15 protein-coding genes are annotated in these 12,742 nt (G+C 54.1%); 13 read left to right on the top strand and 2 right to left on the bottom strand.

Features of this window, described 5'->3' with window-relative positions; genetic code table 11:
• Positions 1-146 precede the first annotated feature (146 nt).
• The 7 genes from ET464_RS20720 (at position 147) to ET464_RS08420 (ending at position 5,389) form a co-directional block, all read left to right on the top strand.
• Positions 147-851 (top strand): GspE/PulE family protein, encoded by a 705-nt coding sequence (locus ET464_RS20720; protein ID WP_341869767.1) that lies wholly within the window; start codon positions 147-149, stop codon positions 849-851.
• A complete protein-coding gene (locus ET464_RS20715) occupies positions 806-1,810 on the top strand; it encodes a GspE/PulE family protein (RefSeq protein WP_341869766.1) in 1,005 nt (334 codons plus the stop codon). The genes ET464_RS20720 and ET464_RS20715 overlap by 46 nt, the downstream gene beginning before the upstream one ends.
• A gap of 16 nt (positions 1,811-1,826) precedes the next feature.
• Positions 1,827-2,876 carry a type IV pilus twitching motility protein PilT gene (locus tag ET464_RS08435; protein ID WP_129440012.1) on the top strand — a complete coding sequence of 350 codons (1,050 nt, stop codon included), beginning with the start codon at positions 1,827-1,829 and terminating at the stop codon, positions 2,874-2,876.
• A 15-nt stretch (positions 2,877-2,891) separates the two neighbouring features.
• Positions 2,892-3,860, top strand: a complete 969-nt coding sequence (locus ET464_RS08430) for a type II secretion system F family protein (RefSeq protein ID WP_244226718.1) — start codon at positions 2,892-2,894, stop codon at positions 3,858-3,860.
• A complete protein-coding gene (locus ET464_RS20290; RefSeq protein WP_244226717.1) occupies positions 3,845-4,102 on the top strand; it encodes a type II secretion system F family protein in 258 nt (85 codons plus the stop codon). The genes ET464_RS08430 and ET464_RS20290 overlap by 16 nt, the downstream gene beginning before the upstream one ends.
• A gap of 61 nt (positions 4,103-4,163) precedes the next feature.
• A complete protein-coding gene (locus ET464_RS20570) occupies positions 4,164-4,535 on the top strand; it encodes a prepilin-type N-terminal cleavage/methylation domain-containing protein (RefSeq protein WP_425271752.1) in 372 nt (123 codons plus the stop codon).
• A gap of 77 nt (positions 4,536-4,612) precedes the next feature.
• Positions 4,613-5,389, top strand: a complete 777-nt coding sequence (locus ET464_RS08420; RefSeq protein WP_129440010.1) for a prepilin peptidase — start codon at positions 4,613-4,615, stop codon at positions 5,387-5,389.
• A 2-nt stretch (positions 5,390-5,391) separates the two neighbouring features.
• On the opposite strand, the gene ET464_RS08415 is transcribed toward ET464_RS08420, so the two are convergent.
• Both ET464_RS08415 and ET464_RS08410 read right to left on the bottom strand, forming a co-directional pair.
• On the bottom strand, positions 5,392-5,874 hold the full coding sequence (locus ET464_RS08415) for a hypothetical protein (RefSeq protein ID WP_165279953.1): 483 nt from the start codon (positions 5,872-5,874) through the stop codon (positions 5,392-5,394).
• Between the two features lie 5 nt (positions 5,875-5,879).
• Positions 5,880-6,362 (bottom strand): type IV pilus modification PilV family protein, encoded by a 483-nt coding sequence (locus tag ET464_RS08410; RefSeq protein WP_129440006.1) that lies wholly within the window; start codon positions 6,360-6,362, stop codon positions 5,880-5,882.
• A gap of 73 nt (positions 6,363-6,435) precedes the next feature.
• On the opposite strand from ET464_RS08410, the gene ET464_RS08400 reads away from it, so the two are divergent.
• From ET464_RS08400 to hemH, 6 genes are all read left to right on the top strand, one after another.
• Complete coding sequence (locus tag ET464_RS08400) at positions 6,436-8,238, top strand: hypothetical protein (RefSeq protein ID WP_165279952.1); 1,803 nt, start codon at positions 6,436-6,438, stop codon at positions 8,236-8,238.
• A gap of 11 nt (positions 8,239-8,249) precedes the next feature.
• Entirely contained in the window at positions 8,250-9,272 is a 1,023-nt protein-coding gene (gene pilM / locus ET464_RS08395) for a type IV pilus biogenesis protein PilM (RefSeq protein ID WP_129440000.1), read from the top strand.
• 223 nt (positions 9,273-9,495) lie between these two features.
• Positions 9,496-9,819, top strand: coding sequence for a hypothetical protein (locus ET464_RS08390; RefSeq protein WP_165279951.1), 324 nt, complete (start codon positions 9,496-9,498; stop codon positions 9,817-9,819).
• On the top strand, positions 9,819-10,457 hold the full coding sequence (locus ET464_RS08385; protein ID WP_129439996.1) for a type II secretion system protein M: 639 nt from the start codon (positions 9,819-9,821) through the stop codon (positions 10,455-10,457). The genes ET464_RS08390 and ET464_RS08385 overlap by 1 nt, the downstream gene beginning before the upstream one ends.
• Before the next feature lie 145 nt (positions 10,458-10,602).
• A complete protein-coding gene (gene hemE / locus ET464_RS08380; RefSeq protein ID WP_129439994.1) occupies positions 10,603-11,688 on the top strand; it encodes a uroporphyrinogen decarboxylase in 1,086 nt (361 codons plus the stop codon).
• Positions 11,669-12,616, top strand: a complete 948-nt coding sequence (gene hemH, locus ET464_RS08375) for a ferrochelatase (RefSeq protein ID WP_129439992.1) — start codon at positions 11,669-11,671, stop codon at positions 12,614-12,616. The genes hemE and hemH overlap by 20 nt, the downstream gene beginning before the upstream one ends.
• Positions 12,617-12,742 lie beyond the last annotated feature (126 nt).

The following is a 12,742-nucleotide window of genomic DNA, read 5'->3' as shown; positions in this document are numbered from 1 at the left end:
TATAGGGCTATGGAACTAAAATTTAATATTAAATTAGGAAAAAAGTCATTGACGAACAAGCCGGTTAACTGTTATAAATTAGTACATATTGGAAGGAATTTGCGGTAATTTGTCGGTTTTCATAATGAATTGGCAAAGGTGATGAGATGACGGTATCGCGCAAACGGATCGGCGACTTGCTTGTGGACTCCGGTTTAATTACAGCGGGGCAGCTGGAACTTGCTTTAATGCAGCAGCGGGAGTCGAAATCCAGGCTGGGCGACGTGCTTGTCAGCAACGGCTACATTACGCAGCAGCAGTTTATCGAAGCGCTGGAATTTCAGCTTGGCATCCCTCATGTTCAGCTTCACAGGCAAAAAATCGACTCCAAAATGACCTCGCTATTGCCGCAGCGGCTGGCCGAGCAGCATTGCGTTATGCCTTTGCGGGTCGAAAACGGCAAGCTGGTGCTGGCGATGGCCGATCCGCTCGATTACTTCGCCATTGATGAGATTCGTCTCGCCACCGGCTTTCGGGTTGAACCGGTTATCGCTTCAAGAGACGAGCTGAACCGGTCGATCAACCGGTATTACGGCATGCAGGAAACCATTGATCAGATCAGCCAGCATTTGCAGCTTAACGATATGAACGACGATCCGTCCGTTCATGACGAACATTCCCCAGTTGTCAAAAGCGTCAATCAAATTATTGAACAAGCCGTCCTGCTTGGGGCCAGCGACATTCATCTTGACCCGCAGGAGGGCAGCTACCGTGTCCGCTACCGTGTTGACGGCGTCATGCGGACGGAACGGCTTCTTCCCCCAACATGCATAATGTCATTACTGCCCGCATTAAAATTATGGCTAATTTGAACGTTGCCGAACGCCGGGTGCCCCAAGACGGGCGCGTCGAACTCGAAGTGGACTTTCGCAAAATCGACGTCCGCATTGCTACGCTTCCTACCCTTCACGGCGAAAAAATCGTGATCCGCATCCTGGATCTCGGGCACGGCTTGTCCAGCGTGTCATCGCTAGGTTTCTCCGAACCCAATGAGCGCCGGTTTCTGCAGCAGATTGAAGCTTCGAGCGGTGTAGTGCTCATTACCGGGCCAACCGGAAGCGGCAAGTCAACGACGCTGTATTCGGCGCTGTCGCATTTGAACCGGGACGATGTCAACATTATTACAGTCGAAGATCCGGTCGAATACCAGCTGGACGGCGTTAACCAGGTGCAGGTTCACCATGCGGCGGGCATGACCTTTTCCCGCGGGCTGCGCGCCATTTTGCGGCAGGATCCAAATGTTATTATGATCGGAGAAATCCGCGATGCGGAAACGGCGGAGATTGCGGTGCGGGCGGCTATAACCGGCCATCTTGTGCTCAGTACGCTGCACACCAATAGCGCGGCGGGAGCGGTTACGCGGCTGGCGGATATGGGGGTGGAACCGTTCCTTATTTCCTCGTCGGTCCGGTGTGTAGTGGCGCAGCGGCTGGTTCGGAAAATATGCCCGCACTGCAAAACGGAGTACGAGCCTTTGCCGGCAGAAATAAAGCGGTTATCGGACCACGGTCTCTATACAAACCGCCTGTTTCATGGCGCGGGCTGCGGAGATTGCGGGCGGACAGGCTATAAAGGGCGAATCGCTATCCATGAGGTGCTGGAGGTAGATGATGCGATGCGCGCAATGGTGTTGGCGAAACGTTCGGACCATGATTATTTCGCCCATGCGCTTAAGCAGGGCATGATTCCGCTTATGGCGGACGGGCTGCGCAAAGCGGCTGAAGGCCAGACGACGCTGGCGGAAGTATACCGCGTCCTTGGCAAGGAATAGGAAGGAGGCAAGGATCATGCTTGTTGCAGAGGAGCTGATGCGGGCGGCTTACGAAGCAGGAGCCTCCGACGTGCATTTGACGGTCAATTCGCCTGTTGTGTTTCGCTGGAACGGAGAGCTGAGGCCATATGGCGGCGAAGTGCTGAAGCCGGCTGATACAAGCGGGCTTGCGCGGCAGCTGATGACGGACGTGCAGCATGAGCGTTTTATATCCGAAGGCGATATTGATTTCTCCTACGGCATTGCAGGAGTAGCCCGGTTTCGCGTGAACGCGTACAAGCAAAGGGGAAGCGTAGGACTGGCGATACGGATTGTGCCGAGCCGCATCCCGACGATGCAGGAACTGATGCTGCCGGGAATCGCCTATGATTTTACCGGCAAGCCGCAAGGGCTTGTGCTGGTGACGGGGCCGACAGGCAGCGGGAAATCGACAACGCTCGCTTCAATGATCAATCATATGAACGATACAAGGAGCGCGCACATTATTACGCTGGAAGATCCAATCGAATTTATTTACGATCATCGCCTTTCGATGGTGAATCAGCGGGAAATCGGGCTGGATACGATGTCGTTTGCCAGCGGTTTGCGTTCAGCGCTCCGGCAAGACCCGGATGTGGTGCTGCTCGGCGAGATGCGCGATCTGGAAACGATCGGTACGGCGATAAGCGCCGCCGAGACCGGGCATCTGGTGCTGGCTACGCTGCATACCGCCGATGCGCCGCAGACGATTGACCGGATCGTAGACGTATTTCCGCCGGGCATGCAGGCGCAAATTCGTGTGCAGCTTTCGGCCGTGCTCTTGGGCGTCATTTCGCAGCGGCTTATTCCTTGCCTGGATGGCAATGGCCGCACCGCTGCCTTCGAGGTGCTGGTGAATACGCCGGCAGTAGCCAATTTGATCCGCAGTGAAAAAATTTATCAGCTGCGATCGGTCATGCAGACGAGCCGGGCGCAAGGGATGCAGACGATGAGCTATCATTTGAACGAGCTTGTGCGCGAAGGGCGCATATCCAAACAGGCGGCTAAGGAAGCGATGTTTGGTTTCCCCGATCTGCAGCAGCTGTAAGGGGGAAGGGCAACGATGCCCAAGTTTCGTTATAAAGCTGTCACAGCAGCCGGCCGCCGCGCAAGCGGGACGCTGGAAGCGACCTCTTTGCAAAGGGCCAAAGAAATGCTGCAGGGCGAAGGATTATGGATTACCGCCATAACCGATACGAATGAAAGTCTGCTGTACAGGGAATTGACGTTTGGCGGGAAACGCGTCAAGACAGAGACGTTTGCCGTGTTTTGCCGGCAGCTGGCAACAATGTACCGGGCGGGCGTCAGCCTGCTTGAAGCGATTGTTATTTTAAGCGAGCAGACGTCAAGCAAAGCGTTTAAAAAGGTGCTTCTGGAAGTTGCCGAAGAGCTGCGCAGCGGCTCGCAGCTGTCGGAAGCGGCGGCGAAACATCCCGCCATTTTTTCAACGGTGTTTGTCCATATGGTTCATGCCGGAGAAGCTGCGGGCAATCTGGATACGATGCTGAACCGGCTGGCTGTTTTTTACGAGAAGGAACGGAATACGGTTGAGAAAGTGAAATCTGCGATGGTTTATCCGGTTATTATGCTTGTGCTTATGGTAATCGTGGTCATTTTTCTGATGCTGTTTGTCATTCCGCAATATGCGGCAAGTTTTGCCGGGATGGGCATCGAACTGCCGCTTCCGACCCGGATCGTTATGGCGGCCAGCGATTTCATGCAGCAGTATTGGTATACCGTTATTTTGCTTCTGGCCGCGCCGTGGCTGGGCTTGAAAATGGTGATCCGCCATGAAGCGGGACGGCTCCGTGTCGATCGGCTGAAGCTTTCTGTTCCGGTATTCGGCAAGCTGTGGCACAAGCAAGCGCTGGCGCGTTTTACGCGGACATTCAGTTCTCTTACGGCAGCAGCCGTACCGCTTATGCAGGCGGTCGCGATTGTATCCAATGTGGTTGGCAATGCCGCCATCGGGAACGTCATTGCCGACATGCGCGAAAGCGTGCTGAGCGGGGGGCGATGTCGGAATCGCTGAAGCGGTCCAAGCTGTTCCCGCCGATGGTGACGCAAATGCTTGCCGTAGGTGAACGTTCCGGCTCTGTAGATGAGATGCTGGACAAGGTGGCTGATTTTTACGAAGCGGACGTCGATCAAATGGCTGAACGGATGAAATCGCTGCTGGAGCCGCTGATGATCGTCATCCTGACGGCGGTTGTAGGCATCATCGTGCTGGCGGTTATGATGCCGTCGTTTAAAATGATGCAAAACATGTTGTAATTATAGGTTTCAAAGGAAGTTACATAGATGGGATCAACTATTTCATGGGAGGCGTATGAAGATGCGGATATGGAAATCATTCCAAAAAAATGAAAAAGGCTTAACGCTGATCGAGCTGCTGGGCGTGCTTGTTATTGTCGGTATTATTGCGGCCATTGCCGTGCCGGCTATTTCAGGAACGATCAGCAAGTCCAAAGAGAAAGCGGACGCGGCGAGTATTAGTATGATCGAGGAAGCGGCTTTGAGGTATGTGATTGATACTGATGCGAGCACAACTACAACCGTTGATATTGATACATTGGTGAAACAGGGATATTTGAATAGCACACCGGTTTTAAAAACGAAAACGATCAAATCGGTTACAGCAGCAAAAGACGGCGTGAACTGGAAAATTACTGAAAATTCCGATTCAGCCAGCAACCCCCCAGAATAATAAAGCACGCCCATAACCATCCATCAAGGCAACCGCAAGGTTGCCTTGCCTACATTCCTTAAAGGACGTGAACGCCCATGCCTGCTGCAGCCATCACGCTGTTTGCAGCCGCCGGCTTGCTTGCAGGCGGCGCTTTAAACGCGGTCGCGCTGCGCTGGGACCCGCGCCTCACAGCCGCTTACCCGCCGGTCTACTGCCCGGACGGGCATCGCAGCGGGGGCGGAACGCTCCGCTGGCTGCCGCTGCTGCCGGCTGCGGCAAACGGCTGCCGCTGCCGGACATGCGGCCGGCGGCTCCCTTGGCGCTACCCGCTGGCCGAAGCGGGCTGCGCGCTGCTGTACGCTCTCGCGGCTGCGATAAACGGCAGCCATGCAGAGCTGTTTGCGGCGCTGCTGCTTATATCCGTGCTGCTGATCATTGTGCAGACGGATCTAAGCGCCATGACCATCCCGAACCGGGTTGTGGCGGCCGGGATAATAGCAGCAGCGCTGCTGCGGTTGTTTGCCCATCCGCTGCCGCTTGCCAACTATGGAATGGCTGCGCTGGCCGGCAGCGGCTTTTTGCTCGGAATCGGCTGGATCGGCGGCCTTATTACGGGGAAAGAAACCGTGGGCGGAGGAGATATCAAGCTGTACCTGTTTCTGGGGCTGGTGCTTGGCATCAAGCTGACGCTGCTCAGTTTGTTTCTGGCCGCATTATCCGGCCTGGCTGCAGGGCTAACAGCACGGATGCTCGGCCGGCAGGAGGCGGGGCGAGCGATTCCTTTTGGCCCTTATATCGCTTTAGGGGCGCTGCTTGCTTATTGGTGGGGAGATTCGTGGATCAGCGGTTATCTCGTTTTAGCGGGGCTATAAGATTAGGACAGCGAATAAACGGTTGTGGAAGTTTGGTAGATTTGCTTGTTCGGGCGCAGCATCGTCAATGAAATTTCGATTTTGCTGCCGGTTACGTTACAGTCGAACGAGGCGACCTGCCCGGGAAAAACAATGCTTGACTGCTGCAAAACGCCTTGCCCGTCCAGCCGTCTGGAATCCGCTGTGACGCTGCGGTTTGCGGGATTATAGGTGTACGTAACGGACTCGCCTCCGCTGCCGGTAAATTGCAAGCTGTTTGGGGCGGCCGAAGGCTTAAATCCGTATTGGCGCGCTGAAGCGACAATGGCGTTCACGATTGTCTGGGATTGCTGCACGGCTGCTTCGCTGCCGGACACATCCCGGACGCCGTTATGCGCCTGCATTACCAAAAACAGCATAAATCCGAGCAGCATGACCGTAAGGACAAGTGTGCCGGTTACTTCAGCAAGCGTTAAACCTTTGTTGTTGCGCAGCATGTTATCCATATCGGTCACTCCGTATCGGTAAGGGTGTAAGGGATGGATGCCTCCAGCGTAAATGGCGGATTCGTGCCGGTTAGACGGGCGGCTGAAACTTGGATAAAACGGAAATGCGATTGGAGCGGATAGATCCGGTCGCCGACAACGATATTTTCGTGCTGCAGCTCGCTGCTTGCAAGGCTGCGTATCGAAATTTCGTATTGCTGGTCATCCGCATCGGGGTAATAGAGCGTTTGGGCCGTGGATGACGGCTTCCGGAGGCTGTCCAGGCTAAGGGACTGTCCGTACAGTTCGATTTCACGGTCCGGCGAAGCGAGCTTGGACCGCACATTTTCCATAACGGTCCTTGCCATTTGAACGGATTGCTCCGACTGTACATTGCTTTGGGATGATGAAACGCCTTGCTGCAGCAATAAGGTGATGCCCAGTACGGCGATGCCCAGCAGTACAACGGATCCCAGTACTTCGACCAGTGTCAGCCCTTTTTCGTTCATAGCAGGCGGCCTCCATAAATAAAAGTTTTCGCATCGTTTTACTAAAGAATAATCCAGCGAAGGAGTAAAGGCAATGAGGAATTCGATCCGTTCGGAAAACGGCAGTACGCTGCTCATGGTTTTAGGTTTTATTGTCGTTTTGTCTTTGCTGGCTGTTCCTCTGCTGGCTAATTCGAATATAGGGCTGCTGCAGGCCAAGACGAACGGAAATGCGGAAATTGCCTTTACGAACGCGCGGTCGGCAATGCAAATTTTTGAACAAGTCTATGACGATTTGAAAGCAAACCAGCTGAACACGGCGGAAAATATTGCGCTGCTTACGGCGGAAATCGAACGTATGCATGAAGAACTGCATATTGAACGCGTCTGGCTGATGCCTTCCGAGGCGGACCCTGAAGCGGTCATGTTCCGGGCCAAAGCCGGCGCTGCCAATCAGGAGCGGGAAAGCACGCTTGTCTTCCCTTTAAAGGCCGCCGTCAAGCCGGATCTGCCGACGCCGGAGCCAAGCCCCGGCCCGGACCCGACGCCGGAGCCAAGCCCCGGCCCGGACCCGACGCCGGAGCCGACGGAAAGTCCGCAAGGGCCGCCGGAGATTGCAACAAACGCCACGGTCATCCAAAGCTATTATCCGGAGTCGAAGATGAAATTCGACAGCCTGTTTTGCGCCTGCGGCAGCGGGAAAATAACGGTTGATCACAGTTACAACAAGGATTCGTTCCGCCAAGCGTTCGGCAGCTACGTTGATTACTACTTGAACGATGTGCTGGAAGCCCAAACAAGCCAAAAGCTGGGCGAACTGGCCGGCTTGCCGGGAACGGGGCTCCGCCTTGCCAAGGAAGTGAATCCGGCAGCGGGCATTTGGCCAGCCGGCACGACGATTTCAGCTGACGGAAACGTCAGCTTGGGCAATGGAACGAAGGCGGTGCAGACGCCGGGCAGCCTGGAAGCCGGAGGGAACTTGACCTCCGCCGCAGGAACTACGCTGAATATAAGCGGCGATCTGAAGGTGCAGGGCAATGTAACGTTAGGGACTGGCGGCTCTGAGGGAGATATAACCGTTCATGGCGATATGCTTGTGGGCGGGGATCTTCTCATCAAAAATTCATTTGGCACCTTAACGGTAGACGGGAATATGATTGTGGACGGGAATATTATTTTTGAAAATACGGTAAAAGGGGTTGCGGTCGGCGGGGATCTCGATGCGATGCATGACATTATCCTGAAAAATACGGTAACCAACGGGATCGGCGTTGGCGGCAGTTTGAACGTAAAAGGAAATATGGATGTGCAAAGCACGCCAAAATTTATAAAAACCGGCCGGTCATTGACTGTGGGCGGGAACCTGTTATTCCGCAATTCCATTAATGATGGCATATATGTTCAATCCGGCGATTTGACCGTCGGCGGGAAGTTAACGATCAGCAATACGATTAACCATCTGGTTGTGCAAGGGTCGCTGCTTGTCAATGGCTCCTTAACCTCTGCAATTACCGTGTCGGAGCTGTCTGTCGCCAACAACGTAATTACAGGCGGCGATTTAACATTCGGCAACCGGGTGACGGCGATTAATATCGGAGGTTCGCTTGTAAGCGGCGGCAGTCTGACGAACGACTCCGGCATAGACGCTATCAAAATCGGCCATGATCTGGTTGTGAATGGCAATTTTACAATGAACAATAACATTAATAAAGAATTGAAGCTGAACGGCATATGGATGATATATGGAGATGCCGCCTTTAAAGCGGTGCCCTACGATCCTTCCAGTCAAGCTGATAAGGCCGTCTATAACCAGATGAAGCGTTTTATGGTGGGCGGGCTTACAACCTTTGAGAGTTATCTGATTTATTATCCGAACATCATTTGTATAACGGAGTAGGAGGACGGCGGATGGACAAGCCGAAGCTGCAATTGTTCAGCAGCAATACAAGGTCGCTTGGGGTAGAAATTACCGACGAAGCTGTCAGGCTGTCGGAAGTTCAGATGGTTCGCAAAGGGCGTATCCAAGTAACGGCCTATGCGCAAGCCGGACTGCCGCCGGGCGTAATTGCGGACGGAAAGCTTATCGACAGCGTTCGGCTTCAGGCCGCGATCCGGAGCCTGCTTGAAGAGAGGCGTATTCGCACGCGCCGGGTGCACCTGGCTGTGCCAAGCCAGTCGGTTGTCATCCGTACGCTCCAGCTGCCGGATGTGCCGCGGAAGGAAATGCGGAAGCTGATCGATTTTGAGATGAAGGATAATTTGCAGGCCGCCATGGATGAGCCGTATTTTGACTTCGTCAAACTGCCTGCGCGGACGGGGGCGGCTTCGGAAGAGCAGCCGGATGCCCGGCTGTGCGAGGTGCTGGTCATCGCGGCTCCTCTGCAGGTGCTGCAAGCCTTTGCCACGCTGTTGAGGGAACTGAAGCTTGCTCCGCAAAGCTTCGAGATTGCCGCTTTCTCGCTGCTTCGATTGCTGAAGCGGGGACCGTTTGACACAAGCGGTGTTAATCTGATTGCCCATGTCAATGAGAGCAGCAGTGAGATTACCGTAATCGACAACGGCATTTTGAAGCTGACCCGCAATATTGATGTTCCCTTGTCGGGCAGCGCAGTGCACGCGGGCCATTGGACCGATAGAGAGACGGCGTTCCCTCCTTCGTTTGCGGCGATTCGGGATTTGCTTTCGGAGGTGGAGCGGCTGATGAATTTTTATTACTATACGTTTAATAAGGAAACGGACCCTTTTTTGCGCATTTATGTATCAGGCGGCGTCCCGCTGCTTCCGGCAATTGTAAATGATATGGCCGAGCGGTTCTCCCAGCAGGTCCATTTGATCGACTGGAAGCAGCTTCAGCCGGAAGGGGCCGAAGCGCTTCATGTCCCGGCTTACGCGGCAGCTTTAGGTTTGGCGTTAAGAGGTGGCGATAGATGAAATCCATTAATTTGCTTCCCCCGCCAAAGCGGCTGCCGGTGCAAGGGCGTTCCGTACGCCCATTATTGCCGCCTTTTTATTTGCGCTGCTGCTTATAGCGCAGCTTGGCGCGGCGATCAGCGATGAATCGAAACGGGATCAGCTGCTCGCCGCAGCAGACCGGCAGCAGGCTGACGCAGACCGGCTGCAAGCCGGCGGAGTGCCCCGCCAGCAGCAGGAAAACTTGCAGCAGCGGAGCCGCGCGGCAGCGCTGCTGCTAGCACAGCGGCCGGATATCCTGCCTTATGCGGAAGCGATAACCGACCGGTTAGCTTCGTCTGATTATTTGCGTTATATGGAATGGACAGGTTCGGATATTAAGGCGGAAATCTATTTTGCTTCAGAGGAAGAAGCGCTGGCCGCGATGCAAAGATGGGAATCGGATTTGCAATTTGCCCGCGTTCGCCTCGACTCGTTAGTTGCGGAGGCAGGCTCTTCCTCCGCTTCCGGGGCAAAAATACTGACAGCGGAATTTACGCCGGCTGATATGAAAGGAGAGAAGCGCTGATGACGGAGCTTCGCCTTCAATGGCCGCCAAAGCTGAACAAAAACATTTTTTCTGCCGAATGGCTTGTTATTATCATTTGCGGCCTGCTGATGAATGCGATTGTATTTGCGTTCGTGTTTCTTCCGGCGCGGGACGGCAAACAGAATGCGCAAATGCAAATGCAGTCCAGCACGGACCATCTTCGCAGCGTTGAAGCCCATTATATGAAGCCGGTTATTGCAGAGGATGAAGCCAGTCGCCTTGCCCGCGTGCTGCCTTCCTCAAGCGCCGATTCTTCAATCGTGCTCATTATGCGCCGCTTGGCCGGAGAGATGAAAGTCAGCATAGGGGGCATCGAGCAGCAGCCCGCGGAAGGCGATGGCGGGCAGAAGGCGCCTGACGGTGTCCAAGCGGCTGTCTTCGATATTCACAGTGCCGGGCATCTTGACCGCCTGATCGCCTTTATGGATGCTTTGCAGCAGCAGCAGCGGCTGTTTGCCGTAACCTCCATCGTATTGGATCGATTGGAGCCTTCGGGCTATAGCGGTTACCCGGAGCTTCAGCTTCCCGGCTACCTTCTGTCGAACCGGCAAGTATATTCCCTTCGCATAACGGTCACGGCATACGCGATGCCAGACCATGAGACGGCGGCCCGGTAAACTCCGGCCGTCTTCTTTTATTCTCGTACTGAAGATAATGATTGTCATACTATTGTCATAGGAAGCAAAGGGCCAACAGTTGTTAGGAAAAATGAAAAAGGGCATAATGGGGTATAGACCACATTATAGAAATGGGGGAACGGCAATGAGCTACAATGACCGTTTCATCCGGGCAAGCCGGAAGGAACACGTCGATCGTGTACCAGTATGGTACATGCGTCAGGCGGGAAGATACGATCCGGAATATCGCAAAATAAAAGAAAAGTATTCTTTGCTGGAAATTTGCAGGCAGCCGGAGCTGGCAGCGGAAGTTACAATGATGCCGGTGCGCAAGCTTGGCGTGGATGCAGCTATTTTATATTCGGATATTATGAATCCGGTAGCTTCTATCGGCGTAGATTTTGATATTGTTCAAAATATCGGTCCTGTTATACATAATCCAGTGCGTTCTGCAGCGGATGTTGAAAGGCTGAAGCCTATTGATGTAGAAGGCGATCTTGGCCATATACTCGAGACCATCCGCATTCTGGACCGGGAGCTGGATGTGCCGCTTATTACATTCGCCGGCGCTCCGTTTACAATCGCAAGCTATTTAATAGAGGGAAAACCATCCAAAAACTATTTGCGGACGAAAGCTCTTATGTACAGCGAGCCGGAAGTATGGCATAAGCTGATGGGCAAGCTGGGCGATATGGTTATCGCTTATTTGCGTGCCCATATGGCAGCCGGCGGCAAGGCATTCCAGCTGTTCGACAGCTGGGTGGGCGCGCTGACGCCTGGCGATTTCCGCCAATTTGTCCTGCCGACGGTTGAACGGATTTTTGCCGAGCTGTCTGACCTGCCGCAGCCTAAAATTTATTTTCCGGGCGTAAGCTCGGGTGAACTGCTGCCGGAGCTGACCAAGCTGCAAGCCGATATGATCGGCCTCGACTGGCGGATTTCGATACCGGAAGGCAGAAGGCGCCTTGGCGGTACATTTGCTGTGCAAGGCAATTTGGACCCGGTTGTGCTTACGGCGCCGGAATCGGTCATCGAGCAGTACGCCAAGCAAATTATAGACGAGGGTATTCAGCAGCCCGGATTTGTGTTTAATTTAGGCCATGGCCTGTTTCCGGAAGCATCGCTGGACAAGCTGAAGCATTTGACGGAATATATCCATTCATACTCCGCGGAGGCAATTGCCGCACAAGACCGGAAGGGGAGCAGCGATCATGTCACAATCAACCGATAAAACAGGCGTACTGGTTATGTCATACGGGACGCCGCAAAGCATGGATGACGTGGAAGCGTACTATACGCATATCCGCAGAGGACATCCGCCAACTCCGGAGCTGCTGGCTGACTTGAAAGGCCGTTATGAAGCGATTGTTGGCGGCGTTTTTCCGCTTCGCGAGAATACGAACGGGCAAGTAGCCGGCTTGCAGGATAAGCTGGAGCAGCTTGCGCCCGGCCGGTATGTATGCTACCAGGGGCTGAGGCACGCAAGCCCGTTCATCGAAGACGGTGTCGAAGCAATGGCAAAGGACGGCATCAAGCAGGCGGTTGCTATCGTGCTCGCTCCCCATTACTCGACGATGAGCATTGGCGGCTATATGAAGCGGGCTAAAGAAAAAGCGGATGAGCTTGGCATCCGTTTGGCGGAGGTGGAGTCTTACCATCTTCATCCGAAGCTGTTGCAGGCGCTCACAGAGCGGGTACAGGACGGGCTGCGGCGCCTTGACTTGGCTTCCGGCGGCGCCGAGCCGGTGAAAGTATTGTTCAGCGCTCACAGCCTGCCGGCCAAAATCCGCGAAATCGGCGATCCGTACGAACAGCAGCTGCTTGAAACTTCAAAGGCGGTAGCGGAGCAGGCAAATGTGGAACATTGGCAGTTTACTTGGCAAAGCGCAGGCCGGACCAAAGAACCTTGGCTTGGGCCGGATATTTTGGATACGCTCCAAACATTGAGCGAAGAAGGGGTTAAAGGCGTCTTGGTAGCGCCGGTCGGGTTTGTCTCCGACCACCTGGAAGTATTGTATGATTTGGATATTGAAGCGAAACAAGTTGCAGCCGGCTTGGGCATGACGCTGGAACGCATTCAAATGCTGAATCGCGATCCGCTTTATATGGAGACGCTGGCGGAGTCGATTCAGGAAGCAGCTTCCGCTTTTACGGTTTAAACAGGTTGCAAGGAAAGTGAACATGTATAACGGCCGTGCAGGTTTTCAGCCTGCGCGGCCGTTTGTATTTCCGGCGGAATGATTCTATAAAACTTTCGTTTCGGGTTGGAAGATTGCTATAATAAA

Source organism: Paenibacillus protaetiae (genome assembly GCF_004135365.1).
Taxonomy (GTDB): Bacteria; Bacillota; Bacilli; order Paenibacillales; family Paenibacillaceae; genus Paenibacillus_AP; species Paenibacillus_AP protaetiae.
The sequence above is the reverse complement of the archived record's forward strand: the minus strand, read 5'-3'. Positions and strand labels throughout refer to the sequence as shown.

What these genes read in the sequence shown, in the direction of transcription:
- ET464_RS20720 (WP_341869767.1), top strand. Translation starts at nt 147, where the DNA reads ATGACGGTATCGCGCAAACGGATCGGCGACTTGCTTGTGGACTCCGGT.
- ET464_RS20715 (WP_341869766.1), top strand. Translation starts at nt 806, where the DNA reads ATGCATAATGTCATTACTGCCCGCATTAAAATTATGGCTAATTTGAAC.
- ET464_RS08435 (WP_129440012.1), top strand. Translation starts at nt 1,827, where the DNA reads ATGCTTGTTGCAGAGGAGCTGATGCGGGCGGCTTACGAAGCAGGAGCC.
- ET464_RS08430 (WP_244226718.1), top strand. Translation starts at nt 2,892, where the DNA reads ATGCCCAAGTTTCGTTATAAAGCTGTCACAGCAGCCGGCCGCCGCGCA.
- ET464_RS20290 (WP_244226717.1), top strand. Translation starts at nt 3,845, where the DNA reads ATGTCGGAATCGCTGAAGCGGTCCAAGCTGTTCCCGCCGATGGTGACG.
- ET464_RS20570 (WP_425271752.1), top strand. Translation starts at nt 4,164, where the DNA reads ATGCGGATATGGAAATCATTCCAAAAAAATGAAAAAGGCTTAACGCTG.
- ET464_RS08420 (WP_129440010.1), top strand. Translation starts at nt 4,613, where the DNA reads ATGCCTGCTGCAGCCATCACGCTGTTTGCAGCCGCCGGCTTGCTTGCA.
- ET464_RS08415 (WP_165279953.1), bottom strand. Translation starts at nt 5,874, where the DNA reads ATGGATAACATGCTGCGCAACAACAAAGGTTTAACGCTTGCTGAAGTA.
- ET464_RS08410 (WP_129440006.1), bottom strand. Translation starts at nt 6,362, where the DNA reads ATGAACGAAAAAGGGCTGACACTGGTCGAAGTACTGGGATCCGTTGTA.
- ET464_RS08400 (WP_165279952.1), top strand. Translation starts at nt 6,436, where the DNA reads ATGAGGAATTCGATCCGTTCGGAAAACGGCAGTACGCTGCTCATGGTT.
- pilM (WP_129440000.1), top strand. Translation starts at nt 8,250, where the DNA reads ATGGACAAGCCGAAGCTGCAATTGTTCAGCAGCAATACAAGGTCGCTT.
- ET464_RS08385 (WP_129439996.1), top strand. Translation starts at nt 9,819, where the DNA reads ATGACGGAGCTTCGCCTTCAATGGCCGCCAAAGCTGAACAAAAACATT.
- hemE (WP_129439994.1), top strand. Translation starts at nt 10,603, where the DNA reads ATGAGCTACAATGACCGTTTCATCCGGGCAAGCCGGAAGGAACACGTC.
- hemH (WP_129439992.1), top strand. Translation starts at nt 11,669, where the DNA reads ATGTCACAATCAACCGATAAAACAGGCGTACTGGTTATGTCATACGGG.